Here is a 24,378-nt window from a genome sequence, read left to right on the forward strand (position 1 = left end):
GCACAGACTAAGCCAACCCGCTTTCTGAGTCGTACTCAGGAGTCGATCTCAGAACGTCAACCGCGCGGTAAGCGCTCCCACACCCGCTCCCGAGAGGCGCGGAAGGGCCACGAGGCGGCCCACCAAGACCAGGAGGAGCGCGTCCACTGGCCCGCTGACCTCGACACCTTCACCCACTGACCAGTCGGTGTCGGTCGCCGTCAGCCGGTAGCCGCTGAACTTCTTCTTCACGAAGAACGGCCCCTTCATCTCCCAGATCCGGTCCGCCGCGACCGCCGCGGGCGCGGGCTCCACTTCCAGCGTCCGCCCCAGCGGCACCGCGATGTCCTGACTGTGCACGAGGATGTCGATCAGCGTCTCCTTGTAGGTGACACCCATATTGATCTTCTGCGAGCCGACCATCCCCCGGATCTCCGCGATCATCCGGTCCGTCGACTTGCTCGACGCCGACTTCGCCATCGCCCAGATCCCCCGGTCAAGATTGCCCCGCGCCCGGACCATCGCGACCGTCGCCTTCCCAAGGTCGCGCAGGCCCAACTGCTGCAACGTCAGGTGGGCCGCCACGTCCCGCACCGTCCAGCCGTCACACAGCGACGGCCGCTCCCACTCCTCGACCGCGAGGTCCGACAGCAACTCGCAGACGCGCAACCGCTGCCGGTCGATCGCGGCGAAGACCTCGTCCCGGTTCATTTCTCCTCCAAAAGGGCCTCGATGAGCGCGGCGACCTGCGCGACCGCGCCGAACGACGGATCTGGGATGGCCAGCTGGTGCAACACCAGGCCGGTCACGTGGTTCATCACGATCGGGGCGTCCCGCTCGGGCTCGCTCGACCCGGCCGCGCGCAGCCAGTCGGTGAACCACTCGGTGACCCCCTGTCCCGTGGCGGCGAGCAGCTCACGCAGCCGCGGCTGCTGGGCGGCCTCGATGAGGATCGCGTGCCTGGCCAGCACCAGGACCCGATGGATTCCGGCCATGTCGCGGACGAACCCCTCGACCGCCTTGACCAGCTCGGCGGGGCTCGTCGGCGGGACCCGCGTGGCGACTTCGCCCCAGTTGGCCATCTCCCGCGCGGCGACCCGCTCCACCACGCCGTCGAGCAGCGCGTCCTTGGTGCGGAAGTAGTTGGACGTCGACCCTGCGGGCACCCGGGCCGCCGCGTCGACCGCCCGGTGTGTCAGCGCCCGCACCCCTTGCTCGCCGACCACGCTGATAGCGGCGTCAAGCAGATCTTCACGACGGCTGGACATCCTTGGATACTACATCCGTAGTTCACTAACTACAACTGTAGTTTTCAGCCAAGCGCCCGGGGATGGGCCGTGGCGTAGACCTCGCGGAGAGTGTTCACGGTGACAAGCGTGTAGATCTGCGTCGTGGTGACCGACGCGTGTCCTAACAGCTCCTGCACCACGCGCACATCCGCGCCGCCCTCCAGGAGGTGTGTGGCGAACGAGTGGCGCAGGGTGTGCGGCGACACCGGGACCCGGATACCCGCTACCTCGGCGGCGACCTTCAACGCGTTCCACGCGCTCTGCCTCGACAGCCGACCTCCGCGCACATTGAGGAACACTGCAGGCGTCCCCCGACCCCGCTCGGCCAACCCGGGCCGCGCGCGCACCAGATAGGCGTCCAAAGCGTTGAGGGCGGGCCTGCCGATCGGGACGAGGCGCTGCTTGCCACCCTTGCCGTCCAACAACACAGTCCGCTCGACGGTGTCGATGTCATCCAGGTCCAACCCGACGGCCTCGGAGATCCGCGCGCCCGTCGAGTAGAGGACCTCCAGCAGCGCCCGGTCGCGCAGCACTCCAGGCCCCTCCCCGATCGGGGTGTCGAGCAGCCGCAGCACGTCGTCCACCGGCAGCGCCTTGGGCAGCCTGCGCGGCGGAGTCGGCGGCTTCACCTCGCGGGCGGCGTCGTGCTCGGTCAGCCCCTCGCGCACGGCGAACTTGTGCAGCCCGCGCACCGCGACCAGCGCCCGCGCGGCCGACGACGCGGCCAGGGGTGGGTGATCGGCGTCGCCTTCGCGAAGCACTGCCAGAAAGCCCGCGACGTGCCGCTCCCCCACCGCGTCGAGGTCGTCGATGCCACTGGAAGCGAGGTGGTCGAGGTAGCGCCGCAGGTCGCGGGTATAGCCGTCGAGCGTGTTCGGCGAGGTGCCCCGCTCGACGGCGAGGTGGTCGAGGTACGTGCGCAGCGCCGCGGCGATCGGGCTCAGCGCGCACCCCCGAGCGCGTCGGCCAGCGGCACGTGGGCGAACCCGTGCGCCTCGGCGACCTCCGGGTGCACGACCGCGCCGCCCGCCACGTTGACGCCCTTGGCCAGCGCGGGATCGGCGGCGACCGCCGCGCGCACCCCGCCCGCGAGCGCGATGGCATAGGGCAGCGTGACGTTGGCCAGCGCGCGGGTCGAGGTGTTCGGCACCGCGCCCGGCATGTTCGCCACGCAGTAGAAGACGGACTCGTGCACCTTGAACGTCGGGTCCGCGTGGGTCGTTGGCCGCGAGTCTGCGAAGCAGCCGCCCTGGTCGATGGCGATGTCGACCAGGACGGAACCCGGCCGCATCCGCGACACCAGTTCGTTGGTGACCAACTTGGGCGCTTTGGCCCCGGGGACGAGTACGGCGCCGATGACCAGGTCAGCCCAGCGGCACGCCTTCTCCACCTCGTATGCGTTGCTGGCGATGGTCTGCAGGTGGCCCCGGTAGGTGAAGTCGATCTGACGCAGCCGGTTGACGTTCGTGTCGAGAACGACGACCTCGGCCTGCATACCGAGCGCGATACTCGCCGCGTTCATCCCCGACACGCCCGCGCCGATGACCGCGACCTTGCCCGCCGCCACCCCGGACACCCCGCCGAGCAGCACCCCACGCCCACCCTGGGCGCGTTCCAGGCAGTGCGCGCCGACCTGCGGCGCCATCCGGCCCGCCACCTCGCTCATCGGCGCGAGCAGCGGCAGCGAACCGTCGACGGCCTGCACGGTCTCGTAGGCGATCGCCGTCGTGCCCGCGTCGACCAGGGCACGGGTGCACTCGACACTGGCCGCGAGGTGCAGATAGGTGAAGAGCGTCTGTTCGCGCCGCAGCCGCGGGTACTCCTCGGCGATGGGCTCCTTGACCTTGAGCACCAGCTCGGCCGCGCCCCACACGTCGTCGGCGGTGGGCACGATCTCCGCGCCCGCGGCCTGGTAGTCGTGGTCGGGGAACGACGAGCCTGCGCCCGCCCCGGCCTCGATCAGCACCCGGTGGCCGCGGTCGGTCAGCTCGATGACCCCGGCAGGGGTGATCGCCACCCGGTACTCGTGGTTCTTGACCTCGCGCGGAACGCCAACCAGCACGACCCGAGCCTAGTGGCGACCACCGACTCGGGCCCGCTGACGCGCTAGCGTCGCTTGGCGAACTTCGTCGGCCGGTCCTGCCAAGGCGCGTGCACCTGACGCGGCGGCACCACGCCGGAGTCCACCGCGTGGGTGGCGAGCACGCCGCCGACCGTTGCGCCGTTGACGATCTCGCCTGCCAGGACCAACCGGACCGCCTCGCTCAGCGGGAACCGCCTGATCACCAGGTCGGCCTCCTCGTCGCCGTGCACCTCACGCTCCACACTGGACAAGCCGGTAGCCAGGAACACCCGAACCACCTCGTCGGTGAACCCGGGCGAGGCGGCGACATCGACCAGAACCGACCAGTCCTCGGCGACCAGGCCGACCTCCTCGACCAGCTCCCGCTTGGCCGCGTCGACCGGGTCCTCGTCGGCGTTGTCGATCAGCCCCGCGGGCAGCTCCCAGATCCGACGGCCCAGCGGGTGCCGGTACTGGTGGATCAGCACCAGGTTCCCGTCGTCGTCCATGGCCGCGATCGCCACGGCGCCGAGGTGTTCGACCACCTCGCGCGCGGCGGTGTTGCCGCCCGGCATGACGACCTGGTCGAGCCGGAGCCCGAGGATCCGTCCGATGTGGATGTCGCGAGTGGACGCCACGGTGAACTCGTGGCGCGCGGCCTCATCGATGTCGGTCACGCCTGCGCCCCGGCGGGCACCGGCTGCTCGTCGTCGAGTTCCACCGGCAGCCGCTCGGCCTGCAGGTAGGTCAGCGCGGCCTTGACGAACCCGGCGAACAGCGGATGCGGGCGAGTGGGCCTGCTCTTGAGCTCCGGGTGGGCCTGCGTGCCGACGAAGAACGGGTGGGCCTTGGCGGGCAGTTCGACGAACTCGACCAGGCGGCCGTCCGGGGAGGTGCCGGAGAAGACGACGCCCGCCTTGGTCAGCCGGTCGCGGTAGGCGTTGTTGACCTCGTAGCGGTGCCGGTGCCGTTCGGTGACCTCACGGCTGCCGTAGACGCCCGCCACGACCGACCCGGCGGCGAGGCTGGCCGGATAGGAACCCAGCCGCATCGTGCCGCCCATGTCACGCTCGCCCGCGACGACGTCTTCCTGGTCGGCCATCGTGCTGATGACCGCGTCTTTGGTGGACTCCTCGAACTCCGAGGAGTTGGCGTCCTTGATCCCGGCGAGGTTGCGCGCGGTCTCGATCACCATGCACTGCAGGCCGAGACACAGGCCCAGGGTCGGCACGCCGTGGGTGCGCGCGTGGGTGATCGCGCCGATCTTGCCCTCGATGCCGCGCACACCGAACCCGCCCGGGATCAGCACACCGTCCACACCAGACAGTGCGGCGGCCGCGCCTGCCGGGGTCTCGCAGGCGTCCGACGGCACCCAGGTGACCTCGACCTTGGCCCGGTGGGCGAACCCGCCCGCGCGCAGCGCCTCGGTGACCGAGAGGTATGCGTCGGGTAGGTCGACGTACTTGCCGACGAGCGCGATGCGCACGGTTTCCTTGGGCTTGTGCACGCGGTCGAGCAGATCGCCCCACACCGCCCAGTCCACGTCGCGGAACGGCAGGCCGAGGCGGCGCACGACGTAGGCGTCGAGGCCTTCGCCGTGCAGCACGCGCGGGATGTCGTAGATCGACGGCGCGTCGGGCGCGGCGACGACGGCCTCGGTGTCGACGTCGCACATCAGCGCGATCTTGCGCTTGAGGCCGTCGGGGATCTCCCGGTCGGCGCGGCAGACGATCGCGTCGGGCTGGATGCCGATGTTGCGCAACGCGGCGACGGAGTGCTGGGTCGGCTTGGTCTTCAGCTCGCCGGACGGGGCCAGGTAGGGCACCAGGGAGACGTGCAGGAAGAAGACATTGTCCCGGCCGACGTCGTGGCGCACCTGGCGCGCGGCCTCCAGGAAGGGCAGCGACTCGATGTCGCCGACGGTGCCACCGACCTCGGTGATGACCACGTCGGGCACCCGGCCGCTCTCGTCCGGCTCGGCCATGGCCCGGATCCGGGCCTTGATCTCGTCGGTGATGTGCGGGATGACCTGCACGGTGTCGCCCAGGTACTCCCCGCGCCGCTCCTTGGCGATCACCGCGGAGTAGACCTGCCCGGTGGTCACGTTGGCCGAGCCGGACAGGCTGCGGTCGAGGAATCGCTCGTAGTGGCCGATGTCCAGGTCGGTCTCGGCGCCGTCCTCGGTGACGAAGACCTCACCGTGCTGGAACGGGTTCATCGTGCCGGGATCGACGTTGAGGTACGGATCCAGCTTCTGCATGGTGACCCGCAGCCCACGCGAGGTGAGTAGCTGGCCAAGGCTGGACGCGGTGAGCCCCTTGCCCAGCGAGGAGGCGACGCCTCCGGTGACGAAGACGTGTTTGGTCGTCCTGGCATGCTGCGGCAACGATGCTCCCGTGGTCGATCTCACTTTCGGCAAGGCGAATTCCGCCGCCGTTCCACGGGACTTCACGGTAACACGGTGCGGCCTTCGGCCGCACGCGCCTGGCCCCTTTCAGCTGGCGTGTCGGACCCGCGCTCGGCCGCGGCGGCGTTCGGTGTTCCGCGGGCACGCCGACGAAGGAGGTCGTGTCCGCGGGGCCCCGAACGCCGCCATCTAGGCGGCCGAGCCGCGCGCCCGGAGGGCGCGCAATGTCACGGCGTGGGTGAGCAAGCTGTTGAGCCCACGACTACCTCGCCGGTGATGTTGGAGCCTGGGGCGAAGGTGATGCGCAGCATGGTCAGCGCGATGCTGCCGTCGTTCGGGTTCGGCAGCGTGACCTCGTTGAACTTGGCCGTGGCCAGGAGAACGCCGTTGGAGCGCTTGATCTCCTTGACGAAGTTCTGCGGCATCGGGTTCGGCAGGCCGGTCAGCCCGGTCATGCCCGAGTACGTCCAGCTCGCGCTGGTGCCGTTCTGGGTGGCGTTGCAGGTGACGCGCCAGTTGCCGATGCGGATCCGCGGCCCGCCTGCCGAGATCAACGCCGACAGCTCGAACTGCTGGCCGAGCGCCTCGGACTTGGTGGTGGTGACGTCGTTGTCCGGGTCGACGACCGTCGTGGTGCAACTCGTGGTCCCGCCGCCGAAGCGCACGCCGGACTTGACGACCGCACCGGAGGACCCCGAGGTGGTGCCGTCGACGGCGCACTGGGCCAGCGTCGGGATGCTGCTGACCACACCGCCCTTGGTGAACTGGGCCGAGCCCAGCGCCGCGACCCCCGCCGGGTTGGTCGCCAGCGCCGGGGTGGCGCTCACCACCATGCCCGCCGCCGCCACGGCGGCACAGAACCCGAGCCGTGCTGCCCTGATGTTTCGCATGTCTGACTCCCTTGTGCCTGGCGCACCGAATCGATCCTTTACGGGCGACATCGGTCCAGCCTGCAGGGAAATGAGCAGGTCAGACGGTCCCCCACTCGAACGTGTCGGCCAACCATCCGAACGTGGATCAACGGTGTCGTGGCCTCGACGGTGCGGGGAGCGCGCGTGACCCGATCGTGTCCGCGCGTCGCTACTCGGCGGGCGCGCCAGGGGCGGGGGCTTGGGCGTTGCCACCGCTGCCGTAGCGGCCGGATTTGCCGTCCAGTTGCTCGACCAGCGCCAGCACCGTGACGATCTGGCCCGCAGGGGTGTCGGCGTTGTCGACGGTCGACAGGATCGACGTGGCGGCCGTGTCGGCGCGAACCACGCCCACCGAGCCGGTGCCGTTGGCCGAGCCCGCCGAGCCCGCGAGCACGGTGCCCGCGCCGGACCGGTCGACCTGCGCGGCGAACCTCGCGATGGTGGCCGCGCGGTCGCCCGCACCGTCACCCGACGCGGCACCGCCGGTGAGCACGATCGCCAGCTGCGCGGGCTTGAGGTCCGGGGTGGCTTTGATGAACCCGCCGTCGGTGAGGCCCGACAGCACGGCGGCCGATTCCTCCACGGAGACCTGCGGTTTGTTGTCAGCCTTGCTGATGAGCAGCAGCGGCCCGAGCAGCCCGCCCGCCAGCGTGCCGGGGTCGGGCGCGGTGGGCAGCTGGACCCCCGCGGGCAGCAGCCGGGTGACGATGTCCTTGAGCTGGTCGGAACGTGCCTGGTCGGCGAAGGCCTCGGTCAGCTGGAGTTCGCCGGTGACGGTGGCCCCCGCGTTGGCGATCAGCCCTTTGAGCGCGTCGCGGTCGGTCGGGCGGGCGTCGGCGGTGGTGACCAGCACGACGGTGCGCTGGGCCAGCGCGCCCTTGACCGCCAGCGGCCCCACCGTCGCGGCGAACGAATCGGCGTCGCCGAGCCGCGCGTTGAGTGCGTTGCGCTGGTCCTCCAGCTCGCTGACCTGGGTGCCCAGGTCGTTGTTCTCGTTGTTGAGGCCGGACAGCAGCGTCCGGCTCAGCGTGGTCGAGCCGAGCACCACACCGACAGCGAGCGCGAGGAACACCGCGGCGATGGAGATGATGTGGTAGCGCAGCGAGATCACGAGAACAGCCCCTTGAGCCAGACGACGAACGAGTTCCAGGTTTCGGTGATCCAGTCGGTGTACGCGGCGCCGACCCCCGACACCGCGACCGCCGCCGCGATGGCCACCATCGCGGCCATGACCAGCAGCACGATCGCCAGCACGGACACCCGACTGCGGTGCAGCGCGGCGACCGCCTTGCCGTCGACCAGCTTGCCGCCGACCTTGAGCCGGGTCAGGAAGGTCGACGGGTTGGAGCCCGACCGCCCCCGGTCGAGGAATTCCCGCAGCGTGGCCTGGAACCCGACGGTGACCACGAGATCGGCGTTGTGCGTGTCCGCGATGATCAACGCAAGATCCTCGGCGTTGCCGGACGCGGGGAAGGTCACCGCGCCGATGCCAAGGTCCTGAATCCGACCGAGCCCCGGAGCATGGCCATCCGGGTGCGCGGGCACGACAACCTCGGCCCCCGCCCGCAGGGTTTCGGTGGCGATCCCGTTCGGGTCGCCCACGATGACATCGGGCTTGTACCCGGCCGCACGCAGCGCGTCGGCCCCGGACTCGACCCCGATGAGCACGGGCCGGTGTTCCCCGATGTAGCGCTTGAGCGCCTTGAGATCGGCGACGTGCTCGTGGCCCGGCGCCACCACCAGCACCTGCCTGCCCTTCATGACCGTGGTGAGCTGCGGAACCCCGATACCGTCGAGGAACATCGTGCGCTCGCGGCGCAGGAACTCCATCGTGTTCGCGGAGAACGCCTCCAGTTGCGCCGACATCCCGGCCTTGGCCTCGATCATCTGATCGGCCACCGACTCGACGGTCTGCGGCGTCCCTTGCGCCACCTCGCGATCCCCGACGTACACGGTGCCGTCGAGCAACCGCACTTTCGAGCCTTCTTTGATCGCTCGCAGCGCGTCTTGGCCGACGCCGTCGATCAACGGAATCCCGGCGCCGACCAGCACCTCCGGGCCCAGATTCGGGAAACGTCCTGAAATCGACGGGGAAGCGTTCACGACGCCTGCCACTTCGGCACGGACTAGCGCGTCGGCTGTCGCCCGGTCGAGATCGAGTTGGTCGAGTATTACGACGTCTCCTTGGGACACCCGGCGCAAGAGGTCCCCGGTCCGGCGATCGACCCGTGCGACGCCCGTCACCCCAGGTCGGGCGTGCTGTGATCGACTTAGGACACCGGGAAGCTTCATGCGCCGATGGTGACAAACCGGAAGCTCTCGGTCCGTTCGCCACGCCGCGAACTGTCTCTTTTCCCGACTCGTGGGTGACGTCGGTCGGTTTGCTCGGTCGGGTCCGCACCATCGGGTGAAGGTGCGGCTCTGTTGGTGACTTTGTTGGGTTCGGACCCGGGGCGTCACCGCCCAGGGCGGGGCTTTCCCGACAGCTTCCAATCGTGCTTCTCGCCATCGGCGACCGCGAGCAGTTCCTCGGCGTGTGCCCGTCCGGTCTCCGTCGAGTCCATGCCTGCCAACATTCGGGCCAACTCGATCACCCGGTTTGTGTCGTCCAGCATTCGGACATCACTGCGCGTGACTCCACCGGAAGCGCTCTTGTCCACGATCAAATGCCGATCGGCAAACGCCGCGACCTGGGCCAGGTGCGTGACCACGATGACCTGATGGCTACGCGACAACCGGGCCAGCCGCCTGCCGATCTCCACCGCCGCCCGGCCACCCACTCCAGCGTCGACCTCATCGAACACCAGCGTCGGCACCGGATCCGAGTGCGCCAGCACGACCTCGATCGCCAACATCACTCGCGACAGCTCACCGCCCGACGCACCCTTGTGCACCGGCAACGGCTGTGCGCCGTCATGCGCTACCAGCAATAGCTCGACGTCGTCCACGCCGTCCGAGCCCGCGTGCAGCAGCTCTCCAGCGACCTCCAGGGCGACCGGGTCACCCGAGTCGGCCGGTCGGGGACGAACCGCGATCTGGATGCTGGCCTGGCCCATCGCCAGGCCGCTCAGCTCGTCCGTCACAGCCTTGGCCAGTTCCTCTGCGGCCTTGGTACGCGCGGCGGTCAGCCCAACGGCGATGCCCGCGAGCTGCTGCGCCAACGCGATCTTGCGCGCCGCGAGCTCGCCCAGTGCCTCTTCCGAGGTGTCCAGGCCCGCCAACTTGTCCACAGCGTCCCGCGCCCATGCCAGCACGCCGTCGACGTCCGCCGCGTACTTCCGGGTGACCACCTTCAGCTCGGCCTGCCGCGCCAGCACCTGCTCCAGCACCGCCGGATCGGCGTCCAGGGAATCCAGGTAGGCCGTTAGCTCGGAACCGACGTCGGTGAGCAGCACAGCGGCCTCAGCCAGCCGTGGCTCCAGCTCCTTCAAGCGCGGATCATCCGCGGCGGCGAGCCTGCGCTGGGCCTCGCCGATCAGCCCTAACGCACCCGGTAGGTCCGGGTCGCCGTCGGGCGAGCCCGACACCGCGTAGCTCGCGCCTGAGGCGGCCTCTCGAAGTTGGTCGGCGTCGGCGAGGCGGCGGGCCTGGTCGACCAGCTCGACGTCCTCGCCCGGCTTCGGGTCGACCGCCGCGATCTCCTCGACGCCCTGGCGCAGGATGTCGGCCTCGCGGGCCATTTCCTTGGCTCGGCGGGTGCGGTCGGCCAGTTCCTCGGTGACGGAGATCCACTCGGCGCGCACGCGGTGGTAGTCGGCCAGGACCGGGGCGACGTCGTCGCCCGCGAACCGGTCGATCACCGCGCGCTGCTCGGCGGGCCGCAGCAGGCGCAGCTGGTCGTTCTGGCCGTGTACGGCGATCAGCTGCTCGGCGAGGTCGGACAGCACCCCGACCGGCACCGAGCGGCCGCCCAGATGCGCCCGGGAGCGCCCGTCGGAGTTGACCGTGCGCAGCGCGATCAGGCTGCCGTCGTCCTCCGGGTCGGCACCCGCGTCGCCCGCGACCTTGGCCGCCGACCCCGCCAGACCCTCGAACCGGCCCTCGACCACCGCTTTCGACTTGCCGCTGCGGATGCGAGAGGCCTCCGCTCGGCCGCCCGACAGCAGGTGCAGGCCGGTGACGACCATGGTCTTACCCGCGCCGGTCTCGCCGGTGACGACGGTGAATCCGGGGTGGAGCTCCAGCGTGGCCTCGTCGATCACGCCGAGGTCCTGGATACGCATCTCGGCTAGCACAACGCGCACCCTAGCGGCTCGACATGACAAACCGTCGTCACCGGGACCGCCATCCCTGCACGGGCAGGTCGAACTTGTCGACCAACCGGTCGGTGAATGGCTCGTCGCGCAGCCGGACGAGCTTGATCGGCAGCTTCCCACCGGCGATCTCGATCCGCGAGCCGGGCGGGATGTCGAAGGTGCGGCGGCCGTCGCAGCACAGCACCGCCGGGTGGCCCGCCGGGTCGACCTCGACGGCGACCACCGAGCGCGGCGACACCGCCATCGGCCGGGAGAACATCGCGTGGGCGTTGCTGGGCACCACGAGCATGGCCTGTACATCCGGCCACACGATCGGCCCGCCCGCGGAGTAGGCGTAGGCGGTCGAACCGGTCGGCGTCGCGCACAGCACGCCGTCACAGCCGAAGGAGGACACCGGGCGGCCGTCGACCTCGATCCGGACGTCGAGGATGCGTTCGCGGCTGCTCTTCTCCACGCTGGCCTCGTTGAGCGCCCACGTGTCGGCGAGGACCTCACCGTCGCGGGTGGCCACGACATCGACCGTCATGCGCTCCTCAACGTGGTAGCCCTGCTCCACGACCAGCGCGACGGCCTCTTCGAGCGCGTCGGACTCGGCTTCGGCGAGGAAGCCGACGCGGCCAAGGTTGACCCCGAGCACCGGCACCCCCGCGGGCCTGGCCATCTCGGCGGCGCGCAGCAGCGTGCCGTCGCCGCCGAGAACGAACACCAGCTCCGTGCCGACCGCGGCGGCGGGGCCGAAGTCGACCACCTCGCTGTAGCAGGACGGATCAAGGTCGGGTGCCTCGTCGTCGAGGACACGCAAGCGCACCCCCGCCGAGTGGAACCAGCCCGCCACTTTCTCCGCGGTGCGCCGGTTCTCGGTGCGCCCGGTGTGCACGACCAGCAGGATCTCGCGGTCTGTCATTGGGGCCCTTCCTGGACGGCCGTTTCGACCAGTGCCGCCGCCTCGGCGTCGGCCAGGGGGTCACCCCGGCGCAGCCAGGCGAAGTACTCGACGTTTCCGGACGGCCCGGGCAGTGGGCTCGCCACGACACCGTGCGCGCGCAGGCCCATCTCCCCCGCCGCGCGCAGCACACCGCACACCGCGTCGGCGCGCAGCCGCGGGTCGCGGACCACGCCGCCCGTGCCGAGCCGGTCCTTGCCGACCTCGAACTGCGGTTTGACCATCGGCAGCAGGTCGGCGTCGGGGTTCGTGCAGCTCAGCAGGGCGGGCAGGACCAGGCCAAGTGAGATGAAGGACAGGTCGGCGACCACGAGGTCGACCGGACCGTCGGTGTCTTCCTGGGTGAGGGCGCGGACGTTGGTCTTGTCGCGCACCAGCACACGGTCGTCGGTCTGCAACCGCCAGACGAGCAGCCCGCGCCCGACATCGGCGGCGACCACCTGACGCGCACCCCGGCGAAGCAGGACGTCGGTGAATCCGCCGGTGGACGCTCCGGCGTCCAGGCAGCGCTTGCCGTCGACGCCGATGTCGAACGCGTCGAGCGCGCCGATGAGTTTGTGGGCGCCGCGGGAGGCCCAGTTGGGATCGTCGACGTCGTCGCGGAGGACGACAGGGGCGTCGGATTCGACGGCGGTGGCGGGTTTGCTCGCGACGGTGCCGCGAACGGTGACGCGGCCTTCGGCGATCAGCTGCGAGGCGTGGTCGCGGGAGCGGGCCAGACCTCGGCGCACCAGCTCCGCATCGAGCCGCGCCCGACGGGGCGGCACCGGTCAGACCTTGTCGATACTGGCGAGCGCCGCGGTGAGGGCGATGTGCACGGTGTCGAACCGGTCTACGTGGTCGGCAACGGGGAGCCGGTCGAGCCCGTCGAGTCCGGCCACCGCGTCGGCGATCGCCTCGTCGCTGACCGGCTGCTGTCCGGGCGGCGGCCCAGGGACCGGCCTGTTCGCGTCGAATTCCACCTGCACCCCTCCACGCTATCCGATCGGTTGCCCGCTGAGTCCCAACGCGCTCAACGCGGCGGCGGCACCGTCGTCACAGGGGCGGACGTCGACCGGGCCCTCCCCATCGGCCCAGTGCGCGGCGCACAGGGTGCGAAGCAGGTCGAGCGGGTCGCCGTCACCGCCCGCGACGAGGCCGCCCGCGTCCGTGCCGACAGTCCAGCCCGCCTTCGCGGTGAATTCGAGCGCCGAGGCGGCGTCGGTCACCGCGGAGAGATCGGCGCTGACGTAGGTCGGCCTCTCGTGCGGGCGCGCGGCGAGCACGTCGGCCGGGGTCGCCACGCCCGTGAGCACGAGCAGTGAGTCGAGCTTGGCCGAAACGGCCCCTTCGATGTCGGTGTCGAGCCGATCACCGACCACCAGGGGCCGCGACGCGTCCGCCGACCGAATGGACTCGGCCATGAGCGGCGTGGCGGGCTTCCCCGCCACCACCGGCTCCTGATCAGTCGCGACCCGCAGGGCGTGCACGAGCGACCCGTTGCCGGGCAGCAGACCGCGGTCGGTCGGCAGCGTCCGGTCGACGTTGCAAGCCACCCACAGCGCACCACCCCGGATCGCCACACACGCCTCCGCGAGATCGGCCCACGCCGTCCTCGGGGAAAGTCCTTGGAGGACGGCGCGCACGTTCGGCCCGGCCAGTCGCACGACCGTCAAACCGACCTTGACCACCTCGTCGGCCAGCGCGTCGGACCCGATGACCAACACCTCGGCACCGGCGTCGAGCCGCTCGGCGAGCACCGCCGCCCCCGCCTGCCCACTGGTGCTGACCTCAGCCGGATCGGCCGCGATCCCCATCTCGGTGAGGTGAGCCGACACCTCCCCCGGCGCCCGCGACGCGTTGTTCGTCACGAACCGCACCGCGACCCCGTCGGCCCGCGCGGCGGTCACGGCGTACTCGGCCCCGGGGACGGGTACGCCGCCGCGGTAGACGGTGCCGTCGAGGTCGAGCAGGAGGGCGTCGTAGATGTCGAGCAGCCGATCACTCATCGGTCAGCGCACTCCGGTGTGGGCGGGACTCAGCTTCGGTCGGAGGGATTCGTACCAGCCGGGGTGGTCGCGTCGGCCGGGGGGAGGTCACCGATGTGATCCATACCCTGGGACAGCGCGTCGTCTGAGTGAGGCTCGTTCGCATCGACGTCTCCGCCATCACGGTCGACGACATCGCCGGCGGAGACACCCGCGACGTCTTCGGCAGCAACGTCACCGTCGACGTCGTTGGCGGCATCGCCATCGGCGAGGCTGTGATCGGCGGCATCGTCATCAACAGCGATGTCGCCGCTGGCGAGGCTGCCAGCAGCAGCAACGTCGCCATCCACGTCACTGGCGACATCGCCACCAGCGCGGCCGACATCGGCGGTGTCGTCGCTGAGGTCAACACCGTCGATATCGCTTCCCGCGACGTCGCTGTGAGCGGTGTCGTCGGCGCCGTCGTTGTCGCGGTGCCCGATGCCATCCGCGATGGTGCTGCCGCCGTCGGCGTCATCCGTGTCGGCGCTGTTGTCAGCGTCGGCATCGGGGTCGACGTCGTCTTCGATCTCGATGGTTTCGCCGGGGAGGGCGGAGGCGACCTCGGACTCGTCGGCGCCGAGGGCGAAGGCTCGTTCGGCGGCGTCGGTGTCTTCGTCGTCGTCGGCTTGGGCGGCGTTGAGGAACCAGCGGATGGCGTCCTCGGTGCGGCCTGCGGCCTCAAGGTTGTCGGCGTAGGCGTAGAACAGCCGCGCGCTCCACGGGTCGCGGCGCTTCGGGTCCAGGTCCGGGCCCTGCAGCCCGACGACAGCGGCCTCGAGCTGACCCATGTCCCGGCGCGCGCCCGCGCTGACGATCCGCAGTTCCACGGCGACGTCCGGGGACAGGTCGGAACCGGCTTCCTTGGCCAGTTCCAGCGCCCGCTCCGGCCTGCCGAGCGCCCGCTCGCAGTCCGCCATCACGGCGATGTGGTGGTTGCCGCCACTCATCCGCCGCACGGCGCGCAGCTCCGAGAGCGCCTCGGCCCACTCACCCGCGTGGTAGGCGGTCAGACCTGCGGCCTCCCGCACGATCGCCACCCGAGCGGCCCGCTCCCGCGCGAACCGAGCGTGCACCAGAGCACGCTGCGGGTCCTCGTCGATGAGCATGCCCGCGGCCACCAGGTGCTTGCCGACCATCTCGGCCAGCGACTTCGGCAGGCTCCGCAACCCGGCCCGCGCCTCAGCGTCGAGTGCGGCGTAGTCAGCACCCTCGGGAACCTGGGGCCCGTACTCGCCGGGCGCGGAGTCACGGCTGTCGTCCCGCCTGCGCGGACGGTCATCCCGATCACGGGCAGGGCGCTCTACCGAACGCTCGCCGCTGTCAGCGCGCTCAACCGTCTCCGCCGACTCCACGTCCGACACGGCGGAAACCTCGGCCGACAGCACGCGCTCGTCGGGAGCCTCCGACTGAACGGATTCACGGGCGTCGAGGTCGGCTGTCGGACGGTCCGAACCACGATCATCGGACCGATCGGCCGGACGGTATGAACCACGTTCCTCTGTGCGGTCTGACGGACGGTACGAACCACGATCGTCAGATCGATCGGACGGGCGGTACGAACTACGGCTGTCACGGTCTGCGGGGCGGTAGCCAGGCCGGTCGCCCGAGCGCGGGGCTCGGTCGCTCTTGCCCGTCGGCCGCCGGTCGTCCGAGTCACGCTTGTAGCCGGAATCCTTTGCGCCGGAACGGAACCCGCTGTCGGGCCGGGCACCGCCGCGGCTGTCGCGGTCGTCCCGGTCACTGCCGCGATATCCACCGGTGGGGCGGGTGCCGCGGTCGTCGGAGCGGGAGGCGCCGCGGGTGTCCCGGTCACCTGACCGGTAGCCCCCACGGGCGTCCTTGTCATAGCCGCCAGAGCGGCCGCCACGGTCGTCAGACCGGAAGCCGCCACCGGTGCGGGATCCTCGGTCATCGGAGCGGAAGCCGCCACTGGGACGGGAACCGCGGTCGTCGCGATCACCAGACCGGTAGCCACCACGGTCAGCACCAGTCGAACGGGCACCGCCGCGGTCATCAGAGCGGTAACCGCCCGAGCGGCCACCACGGTCGTCACCAGAGCGGGCACCTCCGGTACGGGAACCGCGGTCGTCACGATCACCCGAGCGGAACCCACCCGAACGAGCGCCGCCGCGGTCGTCACGATCGCCGGAACGGAAGCCACCGCTGGAACGCGCGCCACCGCGGTCATCACGGTCTCCGGACCGGAAACCGCCACGATCACCGCCAGTGGAACGGGCACCACGGTCGTCGCGGTCGCCGGAACGGAACCCACCACGGTCGCCACCGGCACGGGAACCACGATCGTCCCTATCGCCAGAACGGAAGCCACCAGTCGAGCGCGCACCACGATCGTCACGATCGCCAGAGCGGAAACCACCGCCGCCGGTCGAGCGGGCACCACGGTCGTCGCGGTCTCCGGACCGGAAACCACCACGGTCACCGCTGGTCGAGCGGGCACCACGATCGTCACGATCGCCGGAACGGAAGCCACCGCTGGAACGGGCGCCGCCACGGTCGTCGCGATCACCCGAGCGGAAGCCTCCCGACCGGGGGCCGCCGCGCTCATCGCGATCGCCAGAGCGGAAGCCACCGCTGGAACGGGCGCCGCCACGGTCGTCGCGATCACCCGAGCGATAGCCGCTACGGTCGCCGGTCGAGCGGCTGCCACCGCGGTCGTCGGAACGGTAGCCGCCGCCGGTGCGGGGGCCGCCACGGTCGTCGCGGTCGCTGGAACGGTATCCGCCTGAGCGGTCACCGGACGAGTCGCCGGAGCGATAGCCGCCGCGCTCCGGGCGGGAGTCGCGGTCGCCGGGACGGAATCCGCCGCGGTCGTTCGACCGGTAGCCGCCACGGGTGTCGCTTGAGCGGTCGCTGCCACCTGACCGGTAACCGCCGCGGTCACCCGTCGGACGGTCGCCGGTGGTGCGGGGACCTCGGTCGTCGCGGTCGTTGGAGCGGGAGGACCCGCGGTCTTCTGAGCTGCTGGGCCGGTAGCCGCTGGGGCGGGAGTCGCGGTCCCCGGATCCCTTGTAGCCACGGGAATCCCGGTCGGGGCGCGGGCCGCGCGCGTCGCGGTCGGTGGGGTTCGGGCGGTAGCCGCCGCGGTCCTGCGAGGCGCCGCGGTGTGGGCGGCCTTCGCCGGAGCGGGAGTCGTCGCGCTTCCACACGGCGCCGGTGGCGCCGCGGTTGTCGTCGCGGCGGGGCTTCCAGTCGCCGGACTGGCGGCGCTGGCCGCCCTGATCGCGGTTGTCGCCGCGGTCGCCGCGACCCGTTCCGGATCGACGGTCACCGCCTCGGCGGTCGCCACCGCTGGAATCGTCCCGTCGCCCGAACTCCGACACCCTAATCCTCCTGCAAGCGGGCTGACCCGCGACATACACCGATGACGCCAAAAGGGCTTGTGGACAGTGCACGCTTCAACGTGCACCTCCACAAGCCCCTTTGGGAATGATTGTCCGGCGGCGTCCTACTCTCCCACACCCTCACGAGTGCAGTACCATCGGCGCTGGCAGGCTTAGCTTCCGGGTTCGGGATGGGACCGGGCGTTTCCCTGCCGCTATGACCGCCGTAACACTATGAAACAGTAACCAGCGACCCCACGCTCAACCCGACAGTATCGGGGTGTGTGGGGGTGGTTGGTGTCTCAGACACCGCACAGTGGATGCGTAGCATGTTTGTAGCAAGCCCTCGGCCTATTAGTACCGGTCAACTCCACCCATTACTGGGCTTCCATTTCCGGCCTATCAACCCAGTGGTCTGCTGGGGGCCTTAACCCCTCAAAGGGGGTGGGAGACCTCATCTTGGAACGAGCTTCCCGCTTAGATGCCTTCAGCGGTTATCCCTTCCGAACGTAGCCAACCAGCCGTGCCCCTGGCGGGACAACTGGCACACCAGAGGTTCGTCCGTCCCGGTCCTCTCGTACTAGGGACAGCCTTCCTCAAGTCTCCTGCGCGCGCGGCGGATAGGGACCGAACTGTCTCACGACGTTCTAAACCCAGCTCGCGTACCGCTTTAATGGGCGAACAGCCCAACCCTTGGGACCTACTCCAGCCCCAGGATGCGACGAGCCGACATCGAGGTGCCAAACCATGCCGTCGATATGGACTCTTGGGCAAGATCAGCCTGTTATCCCCGGGGTACCTTTTATCCGTTGAGCGACGCCGCTTCCACCAGCCAGCGCCGGATCACTAGTCCCGACTTTCGTCCCTGCTCGACATGTCTGTCTCACAGTCAAGCTCCCTTGTGCACTTGCACTCGACACCTGATTGCCAACCAGGCTGAGGGAACCTTTGGGCGCCTCCGTTACCCTTTGGGAGGCAACCGCCCCAGTTAAACTACCCACCAGGCACTGTCCCTGAACCGGATCACGGTCCGAAGTTAGACACTCAGTACGATCAGAGTGGTATTTCAAGATTGACTCCACCCACACTGGCGTGCGGACTTCACAGTCTCCCACCTATCCTACACAAACCGAACCAAGCACCAATACCAAGCTATAGTAAAGGTCCCGGGGTCTTTCCGTCCTGCCGCGCGTAACGAGCATCTTTACTCGTAGTGCAATTTCGCCGGGCCTATGGTTGAGACAGTCGAGAAGTCGTTACGCCATTCGTGCAGGTCGGAACTTACCCGACAAGGAATTTCGCTACCTTAGGATGGTTATAGTTACCACCGCCGTTTACTGGCGCTTAAATTCTCAGCTTCGCCCTTGCGGACTAACCGGTCCTCTTAACGTTCCAGCACCGGGCAGGCGTCAGTCCGTATACATCGTCTTGCGACTTCGCACGGACCTGTGTTTTTAGTAAACAGTCGCTTCTCGCTGGTCTCTGCGGCCACCTGACCCTAGCCCGCGAAGGGCTTCAAGTCCTGTGGCCCCCCTTCTCCCGAAGTTACGGGGGCATTTTGCCGAGTTCCTTAACCATAGTTCACCCGATCGCCTTGGTATTCTCTACCTGACCACCTGTGTCGGTTTGGGGTACGGGCCGCGTGGAAACTCACTAGAGGCTTTTCTCGGCAGCATGGGATCACTCTACTTCGCCTCATTCGGCTATGCATCACGTCTCAGCCTATGTGGTTGACGGATTTGCCTATCAACCGGCCTACACGCTTACACCACACACCAACTGGTGGCGGAGCTACCCTCCTGCGTCACCCCATCGTTTGGCTACTACCGGATCAGGTCCCGCGCTCCACACTCCGCCCCCGAAGGGACTCATGCTTTGGGCGGTTAGTATCACCGAGCTCACCAGGGACGCGTCCACACGGGTACGGGAATATCAACCCGTTGTCCATCGACTACGCCTGTCGGCCTCGCCTTAGGTCCCGACTTACCCTGGGCGGATTAGCCTGGCCCAGGAACCCTTGGTCATCCGGCGGAAGAGTTTCTCACTCTTCTTTCGCTACTCATGCCTGCATTCTCACTCGCGCAGCCTCCACGACTGGATCACTCCGCCGCTTCGATGGCTGCACGACGCTCCCCTACCCATCCACACCACTGCCCACCCAAAAGGGCGGGGATGTATTGTGTGAATGACACAGCTTCGGCGGTGCGCTTAAGCCCCGCTACATTGTCGGCGCAGGACCACTTGACCAGTGAGCTATTACGCACTCTTTCAAGGGTGGCTGCTTCTAAGCCAACCTCCTGGTTGTCTGGGCGACCCCACATCCTTTCCCACTTAGCGCACACTTAGGGGCCTTAGCTGGTGTTCTGGGCTGTTTCCCTCTCGACTACGAACCTTATCGCCCGCAGTCTCACTGCCGCACTCTCACACACCGGTATTCGGAGTTTGGTTGATTTCGGTAAGCTTGTAGGCCCCCTAGACCATCCAGTGCTCTACCCCCGGCGTGAAACATGCGACGCTGCACCTAAATGCATTTCGGGGAGAACCAGCTATCACGGAGTTTGATTGGCCTTTCACCCCTACCCACAGCTCATCCCCCAGGTTTTCAACCCTGGTGGGTTCGGGCCTCCACGACGTCTTACCGTCGCTTCACCCTGGCCATGGGTAGATCACTCCGCTTCGGGTCTAGACCACGCGACTCAAGCGCCCTATTCAGACTCGCTTTCGCTACGGCTACCCCACACGGGTTAACCTCGCCACGCAGCACTAACTCGCAGGCTCATTCTTCAAAAGGCACGCCATCACCCCGAAAGGCTCTGACGGCTTGTAGGCACACGGTTTCAGGTACTCTTTCACTCCCCTCCCGGGGTACTTTTCATCTTTCCCTCACGGTACTAGTCCGCTATCGGTCACCAGGAAGTATTTAGGCTTAGCGGGTGGTCCCGCCAGATTCACAGCAAATTCCACGAGCTCGCTGCTACTTGGGAACACCATCGGGAGACACTGAGTTTTCGCGTACGGGACTCTCACCCACTACGGTCACGCTTTCCAGACATGTTCCGCTAACACAGTGTTTTCTCACTCCCCGACCAGCCGGCAGACTGACCAGATAGGTCCCACGACCCCGCATACGCAACCCCTGCCGGGTATCACACGTACACGGTTTAGCCTCATCCGCTTTCGCTCGCCACTACTCACGGAATCACGGTTGTTTTCTCTTCCTGCGGGTACTGAGATGTTTCACTTCCCCGCGTTCCCTCCACACACCCTATAGATTCAGGTGCGGGTGACACCACATGACTGATGCCGGGTTTCCCCATTCGGACATCCTCGGATCTCAGCTCGGTTGACAGCTCCCCGAGGCTTATCGCAGCCTCCTACGTCCTTCATCGGCTCCTGATGCCTAGACATCCACCGTATGCCCTTAATATCTTGCTACAAAGATGCTCGCATCCACTGTGCAGTTCTCAAACACCAACCAGAGGCACAACCGCATCCCTGAAAACACCAGCCCGACCCTCGCTGAGGTATCGGCGGTCTGCTCCCGCGGCCAGCCCTGAAGAGTGCAACACCCCAACGGGTGTTGTCTCAGGACCCAACAGTGTGCCGACACACATCCACTCCACAACCCCAATCACTGACGTTCCACGCACACCCTTGCGGGTGGCAGTACTTGCCGCATGACCGGCGCCGCGAGTCTCAGCTCGTCCAGTAGTTCCACAGCACATGAGCAACCACCCACCGGGCATTCGCCGGCGGCCTGGCCCTCCCACCGCCCAGCAAGCTGGACGGGGTCAGATGCTCCTTAGAAAGGAGGTGATCCAGCCGCACCTTCCGGTACGGCTACCTTGTTACGACTTCGTCCCAATCGCCAGTCCCACCTTCGACCACTCCCTCCCTTACGGGTTGGGCCATGGGCTTCGGGTGTTACCGACTTTCGTGACGTGACGGGCGGTGTGTACAAGGCCCGGGAACGTATTCACCGCAGCGTTGCTGATCTGCGATTACTAGCGACTCCGACTTCACGGGGTCGAGTTGCAGACCCCGATCCGAACTGAGACCGGCTTTAAGGGATTCGCTCCACCTCACGGTCTCGCAGCCCTCTGTACCGGCCATTGTAGCATGTGTGAAGCCCTAGACATAAGGGGCATGATGACTTGACGTCATCCCCACCTTCCTCCGAGTTGACCCCGGCAGTCTCCTATGAGTCCCCGCCATCACGCGCTGGCAACATAGAACGAGGGTTGCGCTCGTTGCGGGACTTAACCCAACATCTCACGACACGAGCTGACGACAGCCATGCACCACCTGTGAACCAGCCACAAGGGGGCCTACATCTCTGCAGGTTTCCAGTCCATGTCAAGCCTAGGTAAGGTTCTTCGCGTTGCATCGAATTAATCCACATGCTCCGCCGCTTGTGCGGGCCCCCGTCAATTCCTTTGAGTTTTAGCCTTGCGGCCGTACTCCCCAGGCGGGGTGCTTAATGCGTTAGCTACGGCACGGAGAACGTGGAATGTTCCCCACACCTAGCACCCACCGTTTACGGCGTGGACTACCAGGGTATCTAATCCTGTTCGCTCCCCACGCTTTCGCTCCTCAGCGTCAGTATCGGCCCAGAGACCCGCCTTCGCCACCGGTGTTCCTCCTGATATCTGCGCATTTCACCGCTACACCAGGAATTCCAGTCTCCCCTACCGAACTCAAGTCTGCCCGTATCGATCGCAGGCCCAGGGTTAAGCCCCAGGTTTTCACGACCGACGCAACAAACCGCCTACGAGCTCTTTACGCCCAATAATTCCGGACAACGCTCGCACCCTACGTATTACCGCGGCTGCTGGCACGTAGTTAGCCGGTGCTTCTTCTGCAGGTACCGTCACTTGCGCTTCGTCCCTGCTGAAAGAGGTTTACAACCCGAAGGCCGTCATCCCTCACGCGGCGTCGCTGCATCAGGCTTTCGCCCATTGTGCAATATTCCCCACTGCTGCCTCCCGTAGGAGTCTGGGCCGTGTCTCAGTCCCAGTGTGGCCGGTCGCCCTCTCAGGCCGGCTACCCGTCGTCGCCTTGGTAGGCCACTACCCCACCAACAAGCTGATAGGCCGCGGGTTCATCCTGCACCGCCGGAACTTTCCACCACAACACATGCGTGAAGTGGTCATATCCGGTATTAGACCCAGTTTCCCGGGCTTATCCCAGAGTGCAGGGCAGATTACCCACGTGTTACTCACCCGTTCGCCGCTCATCCACCCCGAAGGGCTTCAGCGCTCGACTTGCATGTGTTAAGCACGCCGCCAGCGTTCGTCCTGAGCCAGGATCAAACTCTCCAATAATGTTTCAGAGTGTTCTCTGCCTGACAAAAAGACACCAAAACTGGCATCAATTCATCTCAAAGGAACCCACAAAGGGGTTCAATCATTTAAGCTCTACTGGCTTAAATCGGCACACTGTTGAGTTCTCAAACAACACACGCACATCCGCGTCAGCCACACACAGCAGCTTCAGCAAGAGGCTTTAAGACTTTGGTTTCGCCAGGCCCCGTTCCGGTTTTCCCGGCCCGTTCCGCTCTGACTTGGATAAAGTTACACGTGCGCAAACCTGGGGTCAAATCGCACCCCCAGGCGCCCGCGCCGGACGGAAACCGCAGGTCACCGCCCCTGTGTCGGGTCTACAGACAACGTAACCCACGTGATCTCCGGTGTGAATGTGACCGCGATCACACGAACTTTCGTGAAGATCGAGTATCCAGCGCTCTGACCTGCGCAAACAGCTGTGGCCGCCGATCCACCAGGGGATCGACGGCCACAGGGGCACCACTCGGACGGGCTCAGGGCTGGACTTCGACCCCAGCGGTGTTGCGCTTGCCGCGGCGCAGGACCAGCCACTTCCCGTGCAGCAGGTCCTCCTTCGACGGCGTCCACGCCTCGTCGGTGACCTTGCCGTTGTTCACGTACGCGCCACCTTCACCCACCGTGCGCCGCGCCGCTCCCCTGCTCTCCGCGAGCCCGGACGCCACCAGCAGGTCGACGATGGTCGGCTCGTCCGCCAGCCGTGCTGTCCCTGTCGGCGCCTCGGACATCGCCGCGTCCAGCGTGGACAGGTCCAGTTCGCCCAGTTCTCCGCGTCCGAACAGCGCCTGGCTGGCCGCCACGACCTGCCGTGTCTCGTGCGCGCCGTGCACCAGCGTCGTGAACTCCTCGGCCAGGCGCTTCTGCGCCGCCCGCAGGTGCGGGCGCTCGGTCGTGTCCCGCTCCAGCGCCTCGATCTCGTCCTTGTCGAGGAAGGTGAACAGCCGCAGGTAGCGCACGACGTCGGCGTCGCCCACGTTCACGAAGTACTGGTACCAGGCGTACGGCGAGGTCATCTCCGGGTCGAGCCAGACGTTGCCGCCGCCGGTGGACTTGCCGAATTTGCGCCCCTCGGCGTCGGTGACCAGCGGCGCGGTCAGCGCGTGCACGGAAGCCCCGTCGACCCGGCGGACCAGGTCGACCCCGCCGATGATGTTGCCCCACTGGTCGGACCCGCCAACCTGCAGCTTGCAGCCGTGCGCCCGGTGCAGGCGCAGGTAGTCGTGCGACTGCAGGAGCAGGTAGCTGAACTCCGTGTAGGACATACCGTCGGTCTCGAGCCTGCGCTTGACCGTCTCCCGCGCCAGCATCACGTTGATCGAGAAGTGCTTGCCGACGTCGCGCAGGAAGTCCAGCACCGACATCCCGCCGGTCCAGTCCAGGTTGTTCGCCAGGATCGCGCCCGTGCCCGGCCCGTTGGCGTCGTCGAAGTCGACGAAGCGCTCCAACTGGCCGCGGATGCGGCCTGCCCACTCGGCCACCACGTCGGTGGTGTTCAGGGTGCGCTCACCGCTGTCGCGCGGGTCGCCGATCATGCCCGTCGCCCCGCCCGCCAGCACGATCGGCTGGTGGCCCGCCTTCTGGAAGCGCCGCAGCATCAGCAGCGGGACGAGGTTTCCGGCGTGCAGGCTGGGCGCGGTCGGGTCGAATCCGCAATAGAGGGTGAGCGGACCCGCGTCGAGATCCCGGCGCAGGGCGTCGAGGTCGGTGGACTGCGCGATCAGGCCGCGCCAGGACAGCTCGTCGAGAATGTGCTCACTCACGGCAGTCATCTTCTCGCACGGCCCCTACCTGGGCGCGAGCGGATTGCCGTCATCGCCTGTTCGCCCGCCTGCCATCGCC

Annotated in this window: 16 protein-coding genes and 3 rRNA genes; all 19 read right to left on the bottom strand. The window is 67.7% G+C overall.

The window, feature by feature from the left end; genetic code table 11:
• Positions 1-48: 48 nt before the first annotated feature.
• Complete coding sequence (locus BN1701_RS13990; RefSeq protein WP_054049019.1) at positions 49-690, bottom strand: maleylpyruvate isomerase family mycothiol-dependent enzyme; 642 nt, start codon at positions 688-690, stop codon at positions 49-51.
• Entirely contained in the window at positions 687-1,247 is a 561-nt protein-coding gene (locus BN1701_RS13995) for a TetR/AcrR family transcriptional regulator (RefSeq protein WP_054049021.1), read from the bottom strand. Before BN1701_RS13995 ends, BN1701_RS13990 begins: the two co-directional genes overlap by 4 nt.
• Before the next feature lie 44 nt (positions 1,248-1,291).
• A complete protein-coding gene (gene xerD, locus BN1701_RS14000) occupies positions 1,292-2,212 on the bottom strand; it encodes a site-specific tyrosine recombinase XerD (protein WP_082859848.1) in 921 nt (306 codons plus the stop codon).
• Positions 2,209-3,330 carry an alanine dehydrogenase gene (gene ald / locus BN1701_RS14005; RefSeq protein WP_054049026.1) on the bottom strand — a complete coding sequence of 374 codons (1,122 nt, stop codon included), beginning with the start codon at positions 3,328-3,330 and terminating at the stop codon, positions 2,209-2,211. The genes xerD and ald overlap by 4 nt, the downstream gene beginning before the upstream one ends.
• Before the next feature lie 44 nt (positions 3,331-3,374).
• A complete protein-coding gene (locus BN1701_RS14010) occupies positions 3,375-3,998 on the bottom strand; it encodes an NUDIX hydrolase (RefSeq protein WP_054055848.1) in 624 nt (207 codons plus the stop codon).
• A 5-nt stretch (positions 3,999-4,003) separates the two neighbouring features.
• Entirely contained in the window at positions 4,004-5,716 is a 1,713-nt protein-coding gene (locus tag BN1701_RS14015) for a CTP synthase (protein WP_054049028.1), read from the bottom strand.
• Positions 5,717-5,964: 248 nt separating this feature from the next.
• The gene (locus BN1701_RS14020; protein ID WP_054049030.1) at positions 5,965-6,627 is read right to left on the bottom strand and encodes a hypothetical protein; all 663 of its coding nucleotides are present in this window, start codon (positions 6,625-6,627) and stop codon (positions 5,965-5,967) included.
• Between the two features lie 190 nt (positions 6,628-6,817).
• The gene (locus BN1701_RS14025) at positions 6,818-7,759 is read right to left on the bottom strand and encodes a copper transporter (protein ID WP_054049031.1); all 942 of its coding nucleotides are present in this window, start codon (positions 7,757-7,759) and stop codon (positions 6,818-6,820) included.
• Entirely contained in the window at positions 7,756-8,940 is a 1,185-nt protein-coding gene (gene steA / locus BN1701_RS14030; RefSeq protein WP_054049032.1) for a putative cytokinetic ring protein SteA, read from the bottom strand. The genes BN1701_RS14025 and steA overlap by 4 nt, the downstream gene beginning before the upstream one ends.
• Before the next feature lie 164 nt (positions 8,941-9,104).
• Positions 9,105-10,871: a DNA repair protein RecN gene (gene recN / locus BN1701_RS14035; protein ID WP_082859849.1), complete on the bottom strand. Its 1,767-nt coding sequence runs from the start codon at positions 10,869-10,871 to the stop codon at positions 9,105-9,107.
• A gap of 49 nt (positions 10,872-10,920) precedes the next feature.
• Complete coding sequence (locus BN1701_RS14040) at positions 10,921-11,808, bottom strand: NAD kinase (protein ID WP_054049033.1); 888 nt, start codon at positions 11,806-11,808, stop codon at positions 10,921-10,923.
• The gene (locus BN1701_RS14045; protein ID WP_054049035.1) at positions 11,805-12,614 is read right to left on the bottom strand and encodes a TlyA family RNA methyltransferase; all 810 of its coding nucleotides are present in this window, start codon (positions 12,612-12,614) and stop codon (positions 11,805-11,807) included. The genes BN1701_RS14040 and BN1701_RS14045 overlap by 4 nt, the downstream gene beginning before the upstream one ends.
• A 3-nt stretch (positions 12,615-12,617) precedes the next feature.
• A complete protein-coding gene (locus tag BN1701_RS14050; protein ID WP_157367972.1) occupies positions 12,618-12,815 on the bottom strand; it encodes a hypothetical protein in 198 nt (65 codons plus the stop codon).
• A 9-nt stretch (positions 12,816-12,824) separates the two neighbouring features.
• Positions 12,825-13,835, bottom strand: coding sequence for an HAD-IIA family hydrolase (locus tag BN1701_RS14055; RefSeq protein ID WP_054049037.1), 1,011 nt, complete (start codon positions 13,833-13,835; stop codon positions 12,825-12,827).
• A gap of 29 nt (positions 13,836-13,864) precedes the next feature.
• Entirely contained in the window at positions 13,865-15,217 is a 1,353-nt protein-coding gene (locus tag BN1701_RS37290; RefSeq protein ID WP_231949598.1) for a hypothetical protein, read from the bottom strand.
• Positions 15,218-17,309: 2,092 nt separating this feature from the next.
• Positions 17,310-17,426: ribosomal RNA gene (gene rrf / locus BN1701_RS14065) — 5S ribosomal RNA — on the bottom strand.
• Between the two features lie 105 nt (positions 17,427-17,531).
• A 23S ribosomal RNA gene (locus tag BN1701_RS14070) occupies positions 17,532-20,632 on the bottom strand.
• Positions 20,633-21,003: 371 nt separating this feature from the next.
• Positions 21,004-22,521: ribosomal RNA gene (locus tag BN1701_RS14075) — 16S ribosomal RNA — on the bottom strand.
• The 16S, 23S and 5S rRNA genes sit together here, the layout of an rRNA operon.
• Before the next feature lie 494 nt (positions 22,522-23,015).
• A complete protein-coding gene (gene tyrS / locus BN1701_RS14080) occupies positions 23,016-24,299 on the bottom strand; it encodes a tyrosine--tRNA ligase (protein ID WP_054049039.1) in 1,284 nt (427 codons plus the stop codon).
• Positions 24,300-24,378: the final 79 nt, after the last annotated feature.

Source organism: Alloactinosynnema sp. L-07 (assembly GCF_900070365.1).
GTDB lineage: Bacteria > Actinomycetota > Actinomycetes > Mycobacteriales > Pseudonocardiaceae > Actinokineospora.

What these genes read in the sequence shown, in the direction of transcription:
- BN1701_RS13990 (WP_054049019.1), bottom strand. Translation starts at nt 690, where the DNA reads ATGAACCGGGACGAGGTCTTCGCCGCGATCGACCGGCAGCGGTTGCGC.
- BN1701_RS13995 (WP_054049021.1), bottom strand. Translation starts at nt 1,247, where the DNA reads ATGTCCAGCCGTCGTGAAGATCTGCTTGACGCCGCTATCAGCGTGGTC.
- BN1701_RS14020 (WP_054049030.1), bottom strand. Translation starts at nt 6,627, where the DNA reads ATGCGAAACATCAGGGCAGCACGGCTCGGGTTCTGTGCCGCCGTGGCG.
- steA (WP_054049032.1), bottom strand. Translation starts at nt 8,940, where the DNA reads ATGAAGCTTCCCGGTGTCCTAAGTCGATCACAGCACGCCCGACCTGGG.
- recN (WP_082859849.1), bottom strand. Translation starts at nt 10,871, where the DNA reads ATGCGTATCCAGGACCTCGGCGTGATCGACGAGGCCACGCTGGAGCTC.
- BN1701_RS14040 (WP_054049033.1), bottom strand. Translation starts at nt 11,808, where the DNA reads ATGACAGACCGCGAGATCCTGCTGGTCGTGCACACCGGGCGCACCGAG.
- BN1701_RS14055 (WP_054049037.1), bottom strand. Translation starts at nt 13,835, where the DNA reads ATGAGTGATCGGCTGCTCGACATCTACGACGCCCTCCTGCTCGACCTC.